This window comes from Kutzneria sp. CA-103260 (assembly GCF_018263855.1).
GTDB lineage: Bacteria > Actinomycetota > Actinomycetes > Mycobacteriales > Pseudonocardiaceae > Kutzneria.
Window position 1 is genome coordinate 2,203,823 of sequence record NZ_CP073318.1, and the last position, 15,042, is coordinate 2,218,864.

General features: G+C 70.0%; 15 protein-coding genes. 13 read left to right on the forward strand and 2 right to left on the reverse strand.

What is annotated here, in order from left to right; translation table 11 throughout:
- The first annotated feature begins 15 nt into the window (after positions 1-15).
- The 8 genes from JJ691_RS09765 to JJ691_RS09800 are packed head-to-tail and all read left to right on the forward strand — an operon-like array spanning position 16 to position 8,279.
- Positions 16-489 carry an NADH-quinone oxidoreductase subunit B family protein gene (locus JJ691_RS09765; protein ID WP_211768453.1) on the forward strand — a complete coding sequence of 158 codons (474 nt, stop codon included), beginning with the start codon at positions 16-18 and terminating at the stop codon, positions 487-489.
- The gene (locus JJ691_RS09770; RefSeq protein WP_211768454.1) at positions 486-2,504 is read left to right on the forward strand and encodes a proton-conducting transporter transmembrane domain-containing protein; all 2,019 of its coding nucleotides are present in this window, start codon (positions 486-488) and stop codon (positions 2,502-2,504) included. The genes JJ691_RS09765 and JJ691_RS09770 overlap by 4 nt, the downstream gene beginning before the upstream one ends.
- The gene (locus JJ691_RS09775) at positions 2,501-2,779 is read left to right on the forward strand and encodes a hypothetical protein (protein WP_211768455.1); all 279 of its coding nucleotides are present in this window, start codon (positions 2,501-2,503) and stop codon (positions 2,777-2,779) included. Before JJ691_RS09770 ends, JJ691_RS09775 begins: the two co-directional genes overlap by 4 nt.
- Positions 2,776-3,723 (forward strand): respiratory chain complex I subunit 1 family protein, encoded by a 948-nt coding sequence (locus JJ691_RS09780; RefSeq protein WP_211768456.1) that lies wholly within the window; start codon positions 2,776-2,778, stop codon positions 3,721-3,723. Before JJ691_RS09775 ends, JJ691_RS09780 begins: the two co-directional genes overlap by 4 nt.
- 19 nt (positions 3,724-3,742) lie before the next feature.
- A complete protein-coding gene (locus JJ691_RS09785; RefSeq protein ID WP_211768457.1) occupies positions 3,743-4,405 on the forward strand; it encodes a hypothetical protein in 663 nt (220 codons plus the stop codon).
- Complete coding sequence (locus JJ691_RS09790; protein ID WP_211768458.1) at positions 4,405-5,886, forward strand: proton-conducting transporter transmembrane domain-containing protein; 1,482 nt, start codon at positions 4,405-4,407, stop codon at positions 5,884-5,886. The genes JJ691_RS09785 and JJ691_RS09790 overlap by 1 nt, the downstream gene beginning before the upstream one ends.
- Entirely contained in the window at positions 5,883-7,397 is a 1,515-nt protein-coding gene (locus tag JJ691_RS09795; RefSeq protein ID WP_211768459.1) for a hydrogenase large subunit, read from the forward strand. Before JJ691_RS09790 ends, JJ691_RS09795 begins: the two co-directional genes overlap by 4 nt.
- Before the next feature lie 15 nt (positions 7,398-7,412).
- Entirely contained in the window at positions 7,413-8,279 is an 867-nt protein-coding gene (locus tag JJ691_RS09800) for a universal stress protein (protein ID WP_211768460.1), read from the forward strand.
- Positions 8,280-8,338: 59 nt separating this feature from the next.
- On the opposite strand, the gene JJ691_RS09805 is transcribed toward JJ691_RS09800, so the two are convergent.
- The gene (locus JJ691_RS09805) at positions 8,339-8,707 is read right to left on the reverse strand and encodes a hypothetical protein (RefSeq protein WP_211768461.1); all 369 of its coding nucleotides are present in this window, start codon (positions 8,705-8,707) and stop codon (positions 8,339-8,341) included.
- A 250-nt stretch (positions 8,708-8,957) separates the two neighbouring features.
- On the opposite strand from JJ691_RS09805, the gene JJ691_RS09810 reads away from it, so the two are divergent.
- The 5 genes from JJ691_RS09810 (at position 8,958) to JJ691_RS09830 (ending at position 14,252) form a co-directional block, all read left to right on the forward strand.
- A complete protein-coding gene (locus JJ691_RS09810; protein ID WP_211768462.1) occupies positions 8,958-9,167 on the forward strand; it encodes a hypothetical protein in 210 nt (69 codons plus the stop codon).
- On the forward strand, positions 9,164-9,946 hold the full coding sequence (locus tag JJ691_RS09815) for a hypothetical protein (RefSeq protein ID WP_211768463.1): 783 nt from the start codon (positions 9,164-9,166) through the stop codon (positions 9,944-9,946). The genes JJ691_RS09810 and JJ691_RS09815 overlap by 4 nt, the downstream gene beginning before the upstream one ends.
- Complete coding sequence (locus tag JJ691_RS09820) at positions 9,943-11,649, forward strand: phosphoenolpyruvate carboxykinase (GTP) (RefSeq protein WP_211768464.1); 1,707 nt, start codon at positions 9,943-9,945, stop codon at positions 11,647-11,649. The genes JJ691_RS09815 and JJ691_RS09820 overlap by 4 nt, the downstream gene beginning before the upstream one ends.
- Before the next feature lie 81 nt (positions 11,650-11,730).
- Entirely contained in the window at positions 11,731-13,473 is a 1,743-nt protein-coding gene (gene ctaD / locus JJ691_RS09825) for an aa3-type cytochrome oxidase subunit I (RefSeq protein ID WP_211768465.1), read from the forward strand.
- Between the two features lie 185 nt (positions 13,474-13,658).
- Positions 13,659-14,252, forward strand: coding sequence for a helix-turn-helix domain-containing protein (locus tag JJ691_RS09830; RefSeq protein ID WP_256449378.1), 594 nt, complete (start codon positions 13,659-13,661; stop codon positions 14,250-14,252).
- Positions 14,253-14,645: 393 nt separating this feature from the next.
- On the opposite strand, the gene JJ691_RS09835 is transcribed toward JJ691_RS09830, so the two are convergent.
- Positions 14,646-15,029: a hypothetical protein gene (locus tag JJ691_RS09835; protein WP_249227800.1), complete on the reverse strand. Its 384-nt coding sequence runs from the start codon at positions 15,027-15,029 to the stop codon at positions 14,646-14,648.
- Between the last annotated feature and the right edge of the window lie 13 nt (positions 15,030-15,042).

The following is a 15,042-nucleotide window of genomic DNA, read 5'->3' on the forward strand; positions in this document are numbered from 1 at the left end:
GATAGGAGCTGGGAGTTGCTGAGGCTGTGGCGCAAGATCCGCCGAACCGGGCGGGTCGCCGAACCCTCGCCGGAGCGGCCGACATCAGACGGTCGAGCCTTCGCCGGTTCGGTGCAGGTCCGGCATGTGGACGCCGGCTCCTGCAACGGCTGCGAGGTGGAGATCGGCTCCGCCTTCGGGCCCGTCCACGACGCCGAACGCTACGGGGCCCGGTTGGTGGCCTCGCCGCGGCACGCCGACGCCCTGCTGGTGACCGGCCCGGTGACCCGGAACATGGCCGAGCCGCTACGCCGCACCTACGAGGCGGTTCCCGCGCCGAAGGTTGTCGTCGCGGTGGGGGACTGTGCCCGCAACTGCGGTGTGTTCGCCGGCGCCTACGGGGTGGCCGGCGCCGTGCACGAGGTGATCCCGGTCGACATGGAGATCGCCGGCTGCCCGCCCCGCCCGGAGGCGATCACCGAGGCGTTGCGGAAGCTGACCGGCCGATGAACTCCACAGGTGTCGGTCTCGGTGTTGCCGTGGCCGTCGGACTGCTTGCTGCGGTGGCCGCGCTCGTCGTGCCGCAACGGATGCGCGCCGCGGTGACCGGTGTGGGCACGGCAGTCTGCGGCGCGGCCGGGGTGGCGGCCGGCGTGTGCGCGTTGTCCGGCATCACGTTTTCCCTTGCCCTGCCGGCACTGCTGCCGCTGTCGGGCGTCGTGGTCACCGTGGACGGACTGGGCGGGCTGTTCCTGGCGGTCACCGGCGGGGTCGCGGTCGCGGCCGGCGTCTACGGCATCGGCTACGCCCGCCACACCGGCAACAGTCGGTTGGCGCAAGCGATGTTCCCGTTGTTCGTGGTGGCCATGCTGCTGGTGGTCTCGGCGGCCAGCGTGGGCGCGCTGCTGGTGTGCTGGGAACTGATGGCGCTGTTCTCGCTGCTGCTGGTGGTGGCCGAGCACAAGCGTCGGCCCGAGGTCGCTGAGGCGGGCCGGTGGTACGCGGTGATGACGCACCTGGGGCTGATGGCGATCCTGATCGGACTGCTGGTGCTGGCCGCGCACGCGTCGGGGGATTCGTTCTCCGTGCTGCGGGCCGCCGGCCGGAACCTGCCACCCGCGGTGGCCGCGGCGGTGTTCCTGTTGACCCTGGTCGGGTTCGGATCCAAGGCGGGGATCGTGCCGCTGCACGCCTGGCTGCCGCGGGCGCACCCGGAAGCGCCCAGTCACGTGTCCGCGCTGATGTCGGCGGCCATGGTCAACCTCGGCGTGTACGGGATCGTGCGGGTCGGGTTCGACCTGCTCGGCGGCGGCCAGCGCTGGTGGTGGGCGGTGGTGCTCGGACTCGGTGCGGTGTCGGCGATCTACGGCATCCTGCAGGCCGCGATGAGCACCGATCTGAAGCGGCTGCTGGGCTACTCGACCACCGAGAACATGGGGCTGGTGCTGGTCGGGATCGCCGCCGCCGGGATGTTCGCATCGGGCGGAGACCGTGTGCTCGCCGGCCTTGCGCTGGCCGCCGGGCTGTTGCACGTGGTCAACCACTCCGCGTTCAAGACGGTCCTGTTCCTGTCGGCGGGATCGGTGCTGCACGGCACGGGGTGTCGGGACCTGGATGCGCTGGGCGGACTGCGGACCTCGATGCGTGCGACGACGGCGGCGTTCGCACTCGGTGCGCTGGCTGCCTCCGCGCTACCACCGGGCACGGCGTTCGTCAGCGAATGGCTGCTGCTGCAAGCGCTGATCCACGGGCTGCCCGCGTCCGGGGTGATGACCGCGATCGCGATGCCGCTGGCAGTCGCCGCGGTGGCATTGACCGCCGGCCTGGCGGTGGCGACCTTCGTCAAGGCGTTCGGCGTCGGGTTTCTGGCCCGCCCACGCAGTGTCGACGCCCAGAACGCTGTGGAGAGCCCGGTCAGCATGCTGGCCGGGATGGGCATCGCGGGCTTGGCCTGTGTGGCGCTGGCCCTGCTGCCTACGCTCGCGCTGCCGGCGATCGGCTCGGTGGCCAGCCACGTGGCCGGCGTGTTCAGTCCCGCGCGGGCCGACGCGGTGACGGTCCGGCTGGTCGGGGTGGCCGGCTCGTTGTCGCCGCTGATGCTGGCCATCGCGTTGGTCGTGGCGATCGCGCTGGTGCTGGGAGTGCTGCGGGCGGTCGCGGCGCGGCGAGCCCGGCGCGAGGCACGGTTGTGGGACTGCGGAGCCGGCCCGCTGTCGGCGCGGATGGAGTACACGGCGACCTCCTTCGCCGAGCCCCTGCAACGGGTCTTCGACGATGTGCTGCAACCGGAGACCGACGTGGATGTCACGCACAGCCGGGAGTCCAGGTACCTGGTGGAGGCTGTCGAGTACCGGCGGCGGGTGCCCGACCGGATCGAACGCCGGTTCTACCGGCCAGTGCTGACGGTGATCGCCGCGTGGGGTTCGGTGGGGCGGCGGCTGGCGACCGGCAGCGTGCACCGCTATCTCGGCTACGGCTTCTACACCGTGTGCGGACTGCTGATCCTCCTGGTGGTGACCCGATGAGCACCGACAACGGCGACGGCACAGTGATCGTGCGGCTACCCGCGCCGGATGAGCACCTGCCATCTGGTCCACTGTGGACATTCATTGACGACGACAGCGACGGCCTGATCGTGGCTAGCCAACCTGACCAGCAGCGGGTCGCCCTGACCGCCCGAGCGTTGACGACCTGGGGCACGACGACCATGGTGCGGCTGTCCCCGGCCGGCGCTCGTGCGGCTGCCGCCGCGCTGCTGGCAGCCGCGGACCATGCCGAACGGCGGGAGACAGCCCGGTGAGCGCGTTGGGTGTTGTCGGCGGGGTGGTGCAGCCGCTCGTGATCGTGGCCGGATCTCCGGTCCTGGTCGGGGTCATGCGCCAGGTCCGGGCGAGGCTGGAAGGCCGGGCCGGGGCCGGGATCGGGCAGCCGTGGCGCGATCTGCGCAAGCTGTTCGGCAAGGAGCCGATCACGCCCCGTGGCACCAGTGCGGTGTTTCGGCTCGCCCCGTTGGTGTTGGCGGCCACCACGGTGGTGGTCGCGGTCGTGGTCCCGTTCGTCACCACGGATTCCGCCCTGGATCCGGTCGCGGACCTGTTCGCGGTGGTGGCGCTGCTGGCGGCGGGCACCGTGGCGCTGGCGCTGGCCGGCCTGGACACCGGCACGGCGTTCGGTGGCATGGGTGCCAGCCGCGAGATGACCATCATCGCGCTGGTCGAGCCGACCCTGCTGGTCGCGATCTTCGCGTTGTCGGTGCGGGTGGGATCGACCAACCTGGCCGCGATCGTGTCCTCGACACTGCACGACCCGTCCCGGGTGATCTCCCCGGTCAGCCTGCTCGCCGCGGTCGCCCTGATCGTGGTGATCGTCGCCGAGACCGGACGGCTGCCGGTGGACAACCCGTCCACGCACCTGGAGCTGACCATGGTGCACGAAGCGATGGTGCTGGAGTACGCCGGCCCCGACCTGGCACTGGTCGAACTGGCGTCGGCGATGCGGCTGAGCGTGTTCCTCGGGCTGCTGGCGAATCTGTTTCTCCCGTGGGGCATCGCCACCACCACCAGCCCGCTGCCCGTACTCGGCGGCGTCGTCGCGGTCGCCGTCAAGGTCACGCTGCTGGGCGCCCTGCTGGCGATCGGTGAGGTGTTCCTGGCCAAGCTGCGCCTGTTCCGGGTGCCGGAGTTGCTCGCCGGCTCGTTCCTGCTCGCGCTGCTCGCGGTCGCGGCGTCGTTTTTTCTGGCCTGACAAGGAGCTCGTCGTCATCGTGAGTGACACCACCTACGTCCAGCTGCTGGATCTGGCTTGCGGCGGGCTGTTGCTGACCGCGGTGCTGGTGCTGTGGCGTCGCGAACTGGGCGTGATCATCGGAGTGTTCGCCGCGCAGGGACTCGCGCTGGCCGCTCTGGTCGGGGTGCTGGCCGCGCACGAGGGATCCACCGAGCTCGGTGGGGTGGCGGTGGGTGTTCTGGTGCTACGCGCGGGTGTGCTTCCTTGGCTGCTGCGGCGGGCCCTGGCACGGGGTGGGCCGGGGCGGCGGGAGACTCGGCCGCTGGTCAATGTCGCCGCCTCGCTGTTGGCCGCCGCGTTGCTGACCCTGTTGGCCTACGCCGTTTCGCAGCCGCTGGTCGCACTCGAGCCCTCGCCGGCCACCCGCGCGGTCCCGGTCGGCGTCACCGTGGTGCTGATCGGGTTCTTCGTGCTGGTCACCCGCCGCCGCGCACTGTCGCAGCTGGTGGGATTCCTGTTGATGGACAACGGCATCACCACGGTCGGATTCCTGACCACCGCCGGCGTCACGTTGATCGTCGAGCTGGGCGTGTCGCTGGACGTGTTGTTGGCGGTGTTGGTGCTGCAGATCCTGGCCAGCCGGATGCAGGAGACCTTCGGCGACACCGACCTGGACGAGTTGCGGGAGTTGCACGACTGATGATCACGGTGCTGATGCTCTCCCCGGTCGTGGTGCCGGTGCTGGGGGCCTTGGTGTACTTGGTTGCCGGGTGGCGGCCGGCCACGGCATGGCTCGGCGCCGTCAGCGCCGGGCTGGTGTTGGTTGCGGCGATCGGCGCCGCCGTCGAGGTCGCCACGAACGGCCCGTACACCGCGCTGGCCGGCCTGGTGCGCGTCGATGCCCTGTCGGCGTTCATGGTGATAGTGATCGGCGCGGTCGGGCTGCTGGCCACCGTGGCCACCCCGGCCCACTTGGCCGTGGAGATCCAGGCTGGTCGAGCCGGCCCGCGCACGGCGACCCGGCACAGCCTGCTCGTGCAGGCGTTCCTGGCTGCGATGGCCCTGGCGGTGCTGGCCGCCGACCTGGGAGTGCTGTGGATCGCTGTCGAAGCCACCACCATCGTCACCGCGTTCCTGGTCGGACAGCGCCGCACCCGGTCGGCGGTCGAGGCCGCGTGGAAGTACGTGGTGATCTGCTCGACCGGCATCGCCCTGGCCCTGTTGGGCACACTGCTGCTCGACTACGCCGCCCGGCACGCTCCGGGCGCAGCGGGCCTGGACTGGACCAGGCTGGTCGCCACCGCCCACACGCTGGATCCCGGCGTGACTCGGATCGCGGTGGCGCTGCTGGTGATCGGGTTCGGCACGAAGGCCGGGCTCGCGCCGCTGCACGCCTGGCTGCCCGACGCGCATTCCCAGGCCCCAGCGCCGGTGTCCGCGCTGATGTCCGGGGTGCTGCTGTCGGTCGCCTTCTACGCGATACTGCGCGTGAAGGCGATCTCCGACGTCGCGCTGGGCACCGGGTTCGCTGGCGCCCTGCTGGTGGTGATGGCGTTGGCCTCCCTCGTCCTGGCCGCATCGCTCATCGTGGCCCAACGCGATTACAAACGGATGCTGGCCTACTCCAGCATCGAGCACATGGGCCTGCTCGCGTTGGGTGCCGCCGTCGGCAGCCCGCTGGCCGTGGCCGCTGTGTTGCTGCACATCCTGGGCCACGGCTTGGCCAAGGGAGTGTTGTTCCTTGGTGCTGGAAGGGTTTTGCAGACCACTGGCACCAGCCGGATAAACGAGGTCCGCGGGTTGGCGGCCCGCCAGCCGTTGCTGGCCGGGTGCCTCGGGTTCGGCGTGCTCGCGCTGATCGGGCTGCCGCCGTTCAGCGTGTTCGCCAGCGAACTCGGGATCGCCCGCGCCGGATTCGCCTCGGGACTGGGCTGGGCCACCGGCGTGGCCCTGCTGCTCGTGCTGATCATCGCCGCCGCCCTGGTCACCCACACCAGCCGCATGCTGCTCGGCGCCGCGCCTGAAGGCCCCGGCGCGGCCACGACCACGCCCCGGCTCCCGGCCCTCACCGCGACCGCCCTGCTCGTGGGGCTGGGCGGGTGTGCGGCACTCGGGGTTACCACCGGGCCATTGACCGACCTACTGCACTCGGCTGCCACCATCGTGACGGGAGCGCCATGACCGACACCCGTGGGACACGCGCCTTCGGCGACCTCGTCGGGCACCGCCGCACCGCCCGGACCATCGCCCCGGACGAGTTGCCCGGCCTCGCACTGGCGCTGCTGGACGCCGGCTATCGGGTGGCGTTGATCGCCGGCCACGACGACGGCGACCAACTCCGCGCGGTGTACTTGTTCACCGACGCCGCCACCGACCATCGGGTCGAGCTGCACCTGCCGCTGGACCGCGAGTCGCCGCACGTGCCGAGCCTGGCCGGGATCTCGTTCCCGGCCGGGCGGTTCGAACGCGAGATGCGCGACCTGTACGGGATCGTCCCCGACGACCACCCGTTGCCCCGACGTCTCGTCCGGCACTTCCACTGGCCGAAAGGCTGGTACCCGATGCTGTCCGACGCCGGCGACCCGCCCGCGTTCGGCGACGTCGACGGCCCGTACCCGTTCCGCACCGTCGAGGGCCCTGGCGTGTACGAGATCCCGGTCGGGCCGGTGCACGCCGGCATGATCGAACCGGGCCACTTCCGGTTCTCCGTGGTCGGCGAGACGATCCTCAACCTCAAGGCCCGCTTGTGGTTCGTGCACAAGGGCATCGAGAAACTGTTCCAGGGCCGGCGTGCCGACCAGGCCGTCGAGCTGGCCGAACGGATCAGTGGCGACACCGCCGTCGGCCACACCCTGGCGTTCTGCCTGGCCGTCGAGGACGCCCTCGGCATCCCGGTGCCGACCGCGGTCCGCAGGAGCCGCGCGATCCTGCTGGAGCTGGAACGGCTCTACAACCATGTCACCGATATCGGCGCGCTGTGCAACGACGTCGGACACGGCATCCTCAACGCCCACGCCCAGCGGATCCGGGAACAACTGCTCCGAATCAACGACGGGGTGACCGGTCACCGGCTGCTGCGCGGCGCGATTCGGCCCGGCTCCACCACGCTGATGCGGCCGCCTGACCCCGGCGCACTGGCGGCGATCGGCTCCGACGTCGCCGAGGTGGTCGCGCTCGCGGTGGAGCACAGCGTGGTCAACGACCGGTTCACCGGCACCGCCGTGCTCACCCTGGCTCAGGCCGCGGACCTCGGCGTGCTCGGCTATGTCGCCCGCGCCAGCGGACTGAACCTGGACGCCCGCCACGACCACCCGTTTCTGAGTCCGCCGTTGCCCCCCACCGTCCAGAGCCACACCGATGGCGACGTGCTGTCCCGGTTCCTCGTCCGCGCCGGCGAGATCCAGGAGTCCGTCGCGATGATCACCGTCCTGCTCGATGGCGCCGACGGCGGCGACGCGACTGCGGGCCCGACGGTCTCGGGGACCGGAGTGGGGATCGTCGAGGGATGGCGCGGCACGATCGTGCACCGGGTCGAACTCGCCGACAACGGCGCTGTGAGCCGGGTGAAGATCGTCGACCCCAGCTTCGTCAACTGGCCGGCGCTGCCGGTCGCGTTGGCCGACACGATCGTCCCGGACTTCCCGTTGGCCAACAAGAGTTTCAACCTCTCCTACGCCGGCAACGACTTGTAGTCCCTGGAGAACGGTATGAGCAGCGACCTCGGCAGCCAGCCGATCGTGGCGTGTGTGGACGGCTTGACACCTTCGCTGCACGCAGTGCGCTGGGCCGCCGCCGAAGCGTTACGGCGGCGGGTATTGCTGCGGCTGGTGCACGCGCAGCGGCCGCAGCCGGGACATGACAGTCCGGTGGACGAGCCGCAGCGCGAACAGGTGTGGCAGCACCTCTGGGTGGCCGCCGCCATCGCACACGAGACGGCGCCCCCGGTGCGACTGACCGTCCGCAAACACCCTGTCGACCCTGTGGCCGGGCTGCTGGAGGAGTCCCACACCGCCGGGCTCGTAGTGATGGGAGCCGGCGGACAGAGCAGGTTCTCCGGCCTGCCGCTCGGATCGACCGCGCTGGCCTTGGCCACCGGCAGTCGCTGCCCCGTGGTCGTCGTGCGTGATCAACCACGGGAATCCGGGCCCGTGGTGGTCGGTGTGACCGGGTCGACGGTGAGCGATCTCGCCATCGGGCACGCCTTCGACCAGGCCGCGGCCCGTGCGGAGACCCTGATCGCCGTGCACGCCTGGCGGCCGAAGCCCGCCGACGTCGACATCGCCGCGGCGATGGGCGGCGCATGGACGGACATCGAGGCCAAGCAGGACCAACTGCTCGCCCAGTGGCTCTCGGGCTGGCAGCAGCGATACCCCCAGGTGCGGGTGATGCGCGTGCTCACCACCCGGCGGGCCGCTCGGTGTCTGCTCGATATCGGCCAGAGCGCCCAACTGGTCGTGGTCGGCTGCGGCGGCCGGAGCCGTGGCACCGGTCTGGTGCGGGGAGCGGTTCCCCGCGCGCTGATGCATCGCGCGACGGTTCCGGTCATGATCGTGCGTGCGGGTCACGGCCGCTGACCGGGCGGACCTGACGCCTGCCGCCTTCCCCGGAGCGAGGCCGGAGCGCGCTGACAAGCTCAGCGTCGAGGACCCGCCCCGGTCACGCGGTGCACCGCGTCGGCGAACTCCTGGGGAAGATCGAGTGCGACCTTGCATCGGGCGTCCCAGCCGAAGAACACGACCGCGCCGAGGAGTCGCTGCCCGTAGCCGATCATGTCCCAGGCCCACGCGATGCGGGAGCCAGGGTCGTTGGGCACGAGGCCACGGGCATACCCTTCCTCGTCGACGTACGCGACCGCGTTCACGCCGCCGGTGCCACCGACCAACTGTTGCACGGAGGCACTGTCGCCGGTCGCCGCGCGAGCTGCCTGCCGCACAAGCAGTCGCTTGGCCGCTACCGGGGTGACCGTGCCGTCCGGGTCGACAGCGAGGCCGGTGATCGTCAAGGTGTTCCTCCCGCGAGGGTGGGCCAGACCGGGCGACCATGATGCCGCACAAGGGTTTGCCGTCACCGCATCGCGCACCGTGTCCGGTCGCGGTCATTCGCGCGCGGACCGCCACCGCTGGCCGCGGTGACCCGATCTCGGCGTACCCCACGTCTCGCGGTTGAAGACTTGCGCGTATCTTTAACTGCGAAGACTATGGATTACTCACGTGGCGGGGTGCCCGCCGAGAGCCAACGAAGGGTCGGGATCGGTGAGTGAGTTCGTCGCGGTGCTGCGCGGCCGGGTCCGGGACGCGCAACAGGCGCTGCGGGCGGCATGGGAAGCCGGCTACCCCTACGAGGCCGGGCTTCATTCGGGACGGCTGGCCGACCTCGTGGAACTCGCTGGCCAGCACGGCATCGACATCGACGGGTGGGTGGCCCCGGATGTCCTGGCCCAGCTGGGTGAGGAGGACCGGTGACCGCCGCCCGAGCGGAGCGCGGCCCAGCGCCGGCGCCCGCGCCGCGTGTCGCCGTTGTCGTCGATGCGCCCGACCAGGACCCCGCGTTCACTGGTGGGCTTGCTGGCCTCGACGTCGTGGTCCTGTCGGTCGCCGAGGCCGAGCGGCAACTACCGACGGACGCCGAAGCGGTCTATCTCGCCGGCGCCGACCAGGACTGCGCCCGCCGGCTGCAGGCCGGCCTGTCCGCCGAGTGGGCCATTCCCTGCCTCACTCGTGAGGAAATGACCGCCGTGGCGTTGGCCGGACAACTCCTTGCCCTGCTCATCCAGACCGGCACGCAGCCCGGCGCCGCGCGGGTGGTGATCGTCGAGCCCACGGCGATCCCCAGCTTGCGCCCGGTGCTGGTGGCCGCCGGCCTCGGCGAGATCATCAGCTGGCACGGGGCCGACGCGCAGAGTTTTCCCCTGCGGCGGATCGCCCGCGGCGCCGACGCCGTGTTCGACCCGTTCGGAGGGAGCAGCTTCCTCCTGGAACCGAACGCTGGACGTGGCCGGCCAGCGCTGATCACCGTGGACGATCCGGCGCAGCCGTTGCTCGCGTTGCCCGGCCTGCTGTGGGCGCTGTGGCAGACCCCGGCCGCGCGGCCTGACGCCCGCACGTTCCACGCCTGCGCGCACGCGCTGGCCGTGTGCACCGCGCTTGGCCGTCGTCTGCCCGACCCGTTCGATCCCGATCTCACTCCCATGGTGATCCGCCTGGCCGCTCACGCGCTGGCCACTCACGAGGAGACCCGATGACCATCACCGACCCCGGCCTGGGCCGGGCGCCTACCACCCACGGTCGCCTGCTGGCGTGGGTGCGCGAGGTGGCCGAGCTGACCACGCCCGAACAGGTGGTGTGGTGTGACGGCTCGGACCAGGAATGGGACCAGCTCACCGGCCAACTGGTCGAGGCGGGCACCCTGGTGCCGCTGACGGCGAAGTCGAACTCTTTCCGGGCGGTGTCCGACCCCGCGGACGCGGCGCGGGCCGCGGACCGCACGTTCGTCTGTTCCCGCGATCCCGCCGATGCCGGGCCCACCAACAACTGGATGGACCCGGTCGACATGAAGATCATCTTGACCGAGCAGTTCCGCGGCGCGATGCGCGGTCGCACGATGTACGTGATCCCGTTCTGCCTCGGCCCACTCGGCGGCGACAACCCCAAGCTGGGCGTGGAGATCACCGACTCGGCGTACGCCGTCGTGTCGATGCGGCTGCTGACCCGGATGGGAACGGCGGCGCTGGACGCGTTCATCGACGACAGCGGCGCCGAGCGCGACTTCGTGCGGTGCCTGCACTCGGTGGGCGCCCCGTTGGCCCCTGGCCAGCCCGATGTCCCGTGGCCGTGCGACAACACCAAGTACATCAGCCACTTCCCCGAGGAACGCATGATCTGGAGCTACGGCTCCGGCTACGGCGGCAACGCGCTGCTGGGCAAGGAGTGTCATGCGTTGCGGATCGCCTCGGTGCTGGCCCGCGACGAGGGCTGGCTGGCCGAGCACATGCTGGTCCTCAAACTGACGACCGCACAGGACAAGGTCTACTACGTCGCAGCCGCGTTCCCGGCGGGCTGCGGCACGACCACCCTGGCGATGCTGGAGCCCACCATCCCGGGCTGGAAGGTCGAGATACTCGGCGACGACATCGCCTGGCTGTGGTTCGGGGCCGATGGCCGCCTGTATGCGGTCAACCCCGGGTGCGGGTTCTTCGACGTCGCACCGGGCACCAACCACACGACCAAGCCCAACGCGGTGCGCACCATCGACCAGGGCAACACCGTGTTCACCCATGTCGATTCCCGCTACTGCACGCCGATGCGGCAGTGCCCGGTCCTGGCGCCGGAGTGGGACGACCCGGAGGGCGTGCCGATCTCGGCGATCTTGTTCGGTGGCCGTCGCGCCACCACGGTGCCGCTGGTCACCGAGTCCCGCGACTGGCAGCACGGCGTGTTCCTCGGCGCCACGCTGTCCAGCGAGACCAGCTCCGGTGGGGCTGGCGATCCGGGCGTTGTGCGCCGGAACCCGATGGCGATGCTGCCGTTCCTCGGCTACCACGTCGGTGACTACCTGCGGCACTGGATCGACATGGGCACGCGGTCGGACGCGCTGCCGACGATCTTCCTCGTCAACTGGTTCCGCCGCGGCGAGGACGGACGCCTGCTGTGGCCCGGATTCGGCGAGAACTCCCGCGTCCTGCGGTGGGTCGTCGAACGCATCGAGGGCACCGCGTCCGCCGTGGTGACCCCGATCGGCTATGTGCCCACCGCGGCCGCCCTGGAACTGTCCGGCCTGGACGCCCCGGTCGAGGACGTCCGGGCCGCGATCGCGGCCGACCGCACACAGTGGTGGGCCGAACTGCCGCACATCAGGGACTGGTTCGACACGATCGGCGACAAGTTGCCGACCGAGCTGGTCGACGAGTTGAACGCGCTGACCCACCGACTGGTCGAGACGCCCTGACCGTCGGCGGAGCCCTGCGCCCCGCAGCACCCGCACACATCGAACGCATCTCACCCGACTCGCGGGCCCAGGAGGTAGGCAATGGCCGCCGTTGTACCGCAGCCGGTCGCTACGCGTCCCTATCCGACGCGAACGACGGTCAAGGGATCCGCACTGCTGCGGTTGTTCCACACGACCGACCACAAGCAGATCGGGATCATGTACCTGGTCACGTCGTTCGCCTTCTTCATGGTCGGCGGCGCGATGGCCCTGCTCATGCGCACCGAGCTGGCCCAGCCGGGCCTGCAGTTCCTCTCGCAGGAGCAGTTCAACCAGCTGTTCACGATGCACGGCACGATCATGCTGCTGCTGTACGCGACCCCGATCGTGTTCGGCTTCGCCAACTTCGTGCTGCCGCTGCAGATCGGCTCGCCGGACGTGGCCTTCCCGCGGCTCAACGCGTTCGCCTACTGGGCCTACCTGTTCGGCGGCACGATCGTGGTCGCCGGCTTCCTGACCCCGGGCGGCGCGGCCGACTTCGGCTGGTTCGCCTACACCCCGCTGTCCGACATGGTGCACTCCCCCGGCGTCGGCGCGGACCTGTGGATCACCGGCCTCGTTCTCGGTGGTCTGGGCACGATCCTCGGCGCGGTGAACATGATCACCACGGTGGTGTGCCTGCGGGCGCCGGGTATGACGATGTTCCGGATGCCGATCTTCACCTGGAACATCCTGGTCACGAGCATTCTGGTCTTGATCGTGTTTCCGATCCTGACCGCGGCCCTGTTCGGCCTGCTGGCCGACCGGCATCTGGGCGCGCACGTGTTCGATCCGCAGAACGGCGGCGTCATCCTCTGGCAGCACCTGTTCTGGTTCTTCGGCCATCCCGAGGTCTACATCGTCGCGCTGCCGTTCTTCGGGATCGTGTCCGAGATCTTCCCGGTGTTCAGCCGCAAGCCGCTGTTCGGCTACAAGGGCCTGATCTACGCCACGCTGGGCATCGCGGCCCTGTCGGTGACGGTGTGGGCGCACCACATGTACGCCACCGGCGCCGTGCTGCTGCCGTTCTTCTCGTTCATGACCTTCCTGATCGCGGTTCCGACCGGGGTGAAGTTCTTCAACTGGATCGGCACCATGTGGAAGGGGCAGCTGACCTTCGAGACGCCGATGCTGTTCAGCGTCGGCTTCCTGATCACCTTCCTGTTCGGCGGTCTGACCGGCGTGCTGCTGGCCGCGCCGGCCATCGACTTCCACGTGTCCGACTCGTACTTCGTGGTGGCGCACTTCCACTACGTGCTGTTCGGCACCATCGTGTTCGCCACCTACGCGGGCATCTACTTCTGGTTCCCGAAGATCACCGGCCGGATGATGGACGAGGGCCTGGGCAAGCTGCACTTCTGGACCACGTTCATCGGCTTCCACACCACCTTCCTGGTGCAGCACTGGCTGGGCGCGGAGGGCATGCCCCGCCGGTACGCCGACTACCTGGCCAGCGACGGCTTCACCACGCTGAACACGATCTCCACCATCGGCGCGTACATCCTGGGCGCGTCCACGCTGCCGTTCATCTGGAACGTGTTCCGCAGCTACCGTTACGGCGAGGTCGTCGAGGTGGACGACCCGTGGGGCTACTGCAACTCGCTGGAGTGGGCGACCTCCTGCCCGCCGCCGCGGCACAACTTCACTTCGCTGCCCCGGATCCGCTCCGAGCGGCCGGCCTTCGAGCTGCACTACCCGCACATGGTGGAGCGGCTGCGCCTGGAGGCCGAGGTCGGCCACAAGCCGGCGCTGGCCGCGCAGCAAGCAGCTAGCGAGCCCGACAGCGCCAGCGGCGCGCTGGACTAGGCGAACCCCAGGATCCGCGTCGAGGGGAACGGGTTTCATGAATGACGCGCTTCGTGCCGAACTTGCCCGCCCGCTCATCCACCGCACCACCGATCCCGACGAGGTGCGACGCGTCATCTCCCAGAACTTCCACACCCCCGTCGTAGACCTGCTTCAGCCGAGCGCCAGGCTTCGGCGACACCGTGGTGGACCGGTGGAACAGCGGCTGCCGGATGCTTGCGGTCAAGATCGACAGTGCCGCGCTGCACACTCAACTCGAACGGCTCGTGGACGCTCCGGTGAGCACACCGCCGCAGCTGGCTCCACAGCTGGACGTCACCAGCGGTGCTGGGCGCAGCTGGGCTGAATTGGCCAAAATCGTCGCCGCGGACGCACACAACTCGCACGCGTTGGTCCGTCATCCCGTGGTGGCCGGCCGGTTGCAGGAGGCTCTGATCACCGGGCTGCTGCTGGCTGTGGACCACTCCTACCACGAGACGCTGACCCGGCCAGCTCCGCCGTGCCGGCCGGCCCCGGTCAAGCGTGCGATCGACGCCATTGAGGCCGAGCCGGCCTACCCGTTCACCGCTGCCGCGCTCGCGGATGTCGCCCGTGTCAGCGTGCGCAGGTTGCAGCAGGGATTCCAACAGCACGTCACCATGTCGCCGATGAGCTACCTGCGGCAGGTGCGGCTGGCACGCGTCCACGACGAACTGCGCATGGCCGACCCGGGCTGTTTCGATCATCCACTGGGACGTCGTCGACCAGTCGTGTTCTTCCGTCGCATCCTCGCAATATGAGCACCTGTCACGCTATCTCGCCGGGTCCCGGTTGGCTGGCCGCATCGCGCCGGCGATGTCCGGATCGCGAAACGCACCGGCGTTCGGGTCCGCTCGACGCGGCGAACGCGGGCAATGAGCACGTGGTCGTTGTAGCCCACGATCGTGACGCCGATCGCCGGCACGCGAGCACGCCGACGGCCGGAGTTGCCGGTGTGGTCGCCGAGACCGAGGCCGACGGGGGAGGCGGCAGGACAAAGCCGCCCGCCATGTCTTCCAGGTCTCTCGTCCCAGCCCCAAGGCGGAAGGACTCCGCCCCCTGTGCCCCGAGGCGCCGCCGTCGGCGTGACCAGGTCGGCGGAGAGCGCGGTGGCCCAGACCGGACCGGCGGACCACCGCACGCCACGCCACCCCCTAGAACGCGTGGGCTTCCTTGATCACCCTCCTGGTCGCGGCGAACAGCATGCCGATGTTCACCGATTTCGGGCACACCACGACGGCGACGACGTCGTCGTGCTGGTTGTTCCGGACGAACAGGTGGGTCAGGTTGCTGCTGTTGACCAGGATCTCCTGGAAGTAGTGCTCGGTACTGGCGATGCCACGCCGTTCCTTGAAGATGTCCTCGATCATCGTGACAGTGCGGCCCTGGAACAGATCGAGTGTGGCGCCCGCTAACAGGTCGAGCACCTCGGTGGGGTGGCTGTCGGTGGTCTCGTAGGTCAGCAGCATTCCGGTCGCCATGTCGACGACGCCGGAGGCCAGGCAGTCCGGCACCTCCTTCCGCAGTTGCTTGACCATGGCGGTCACCTGA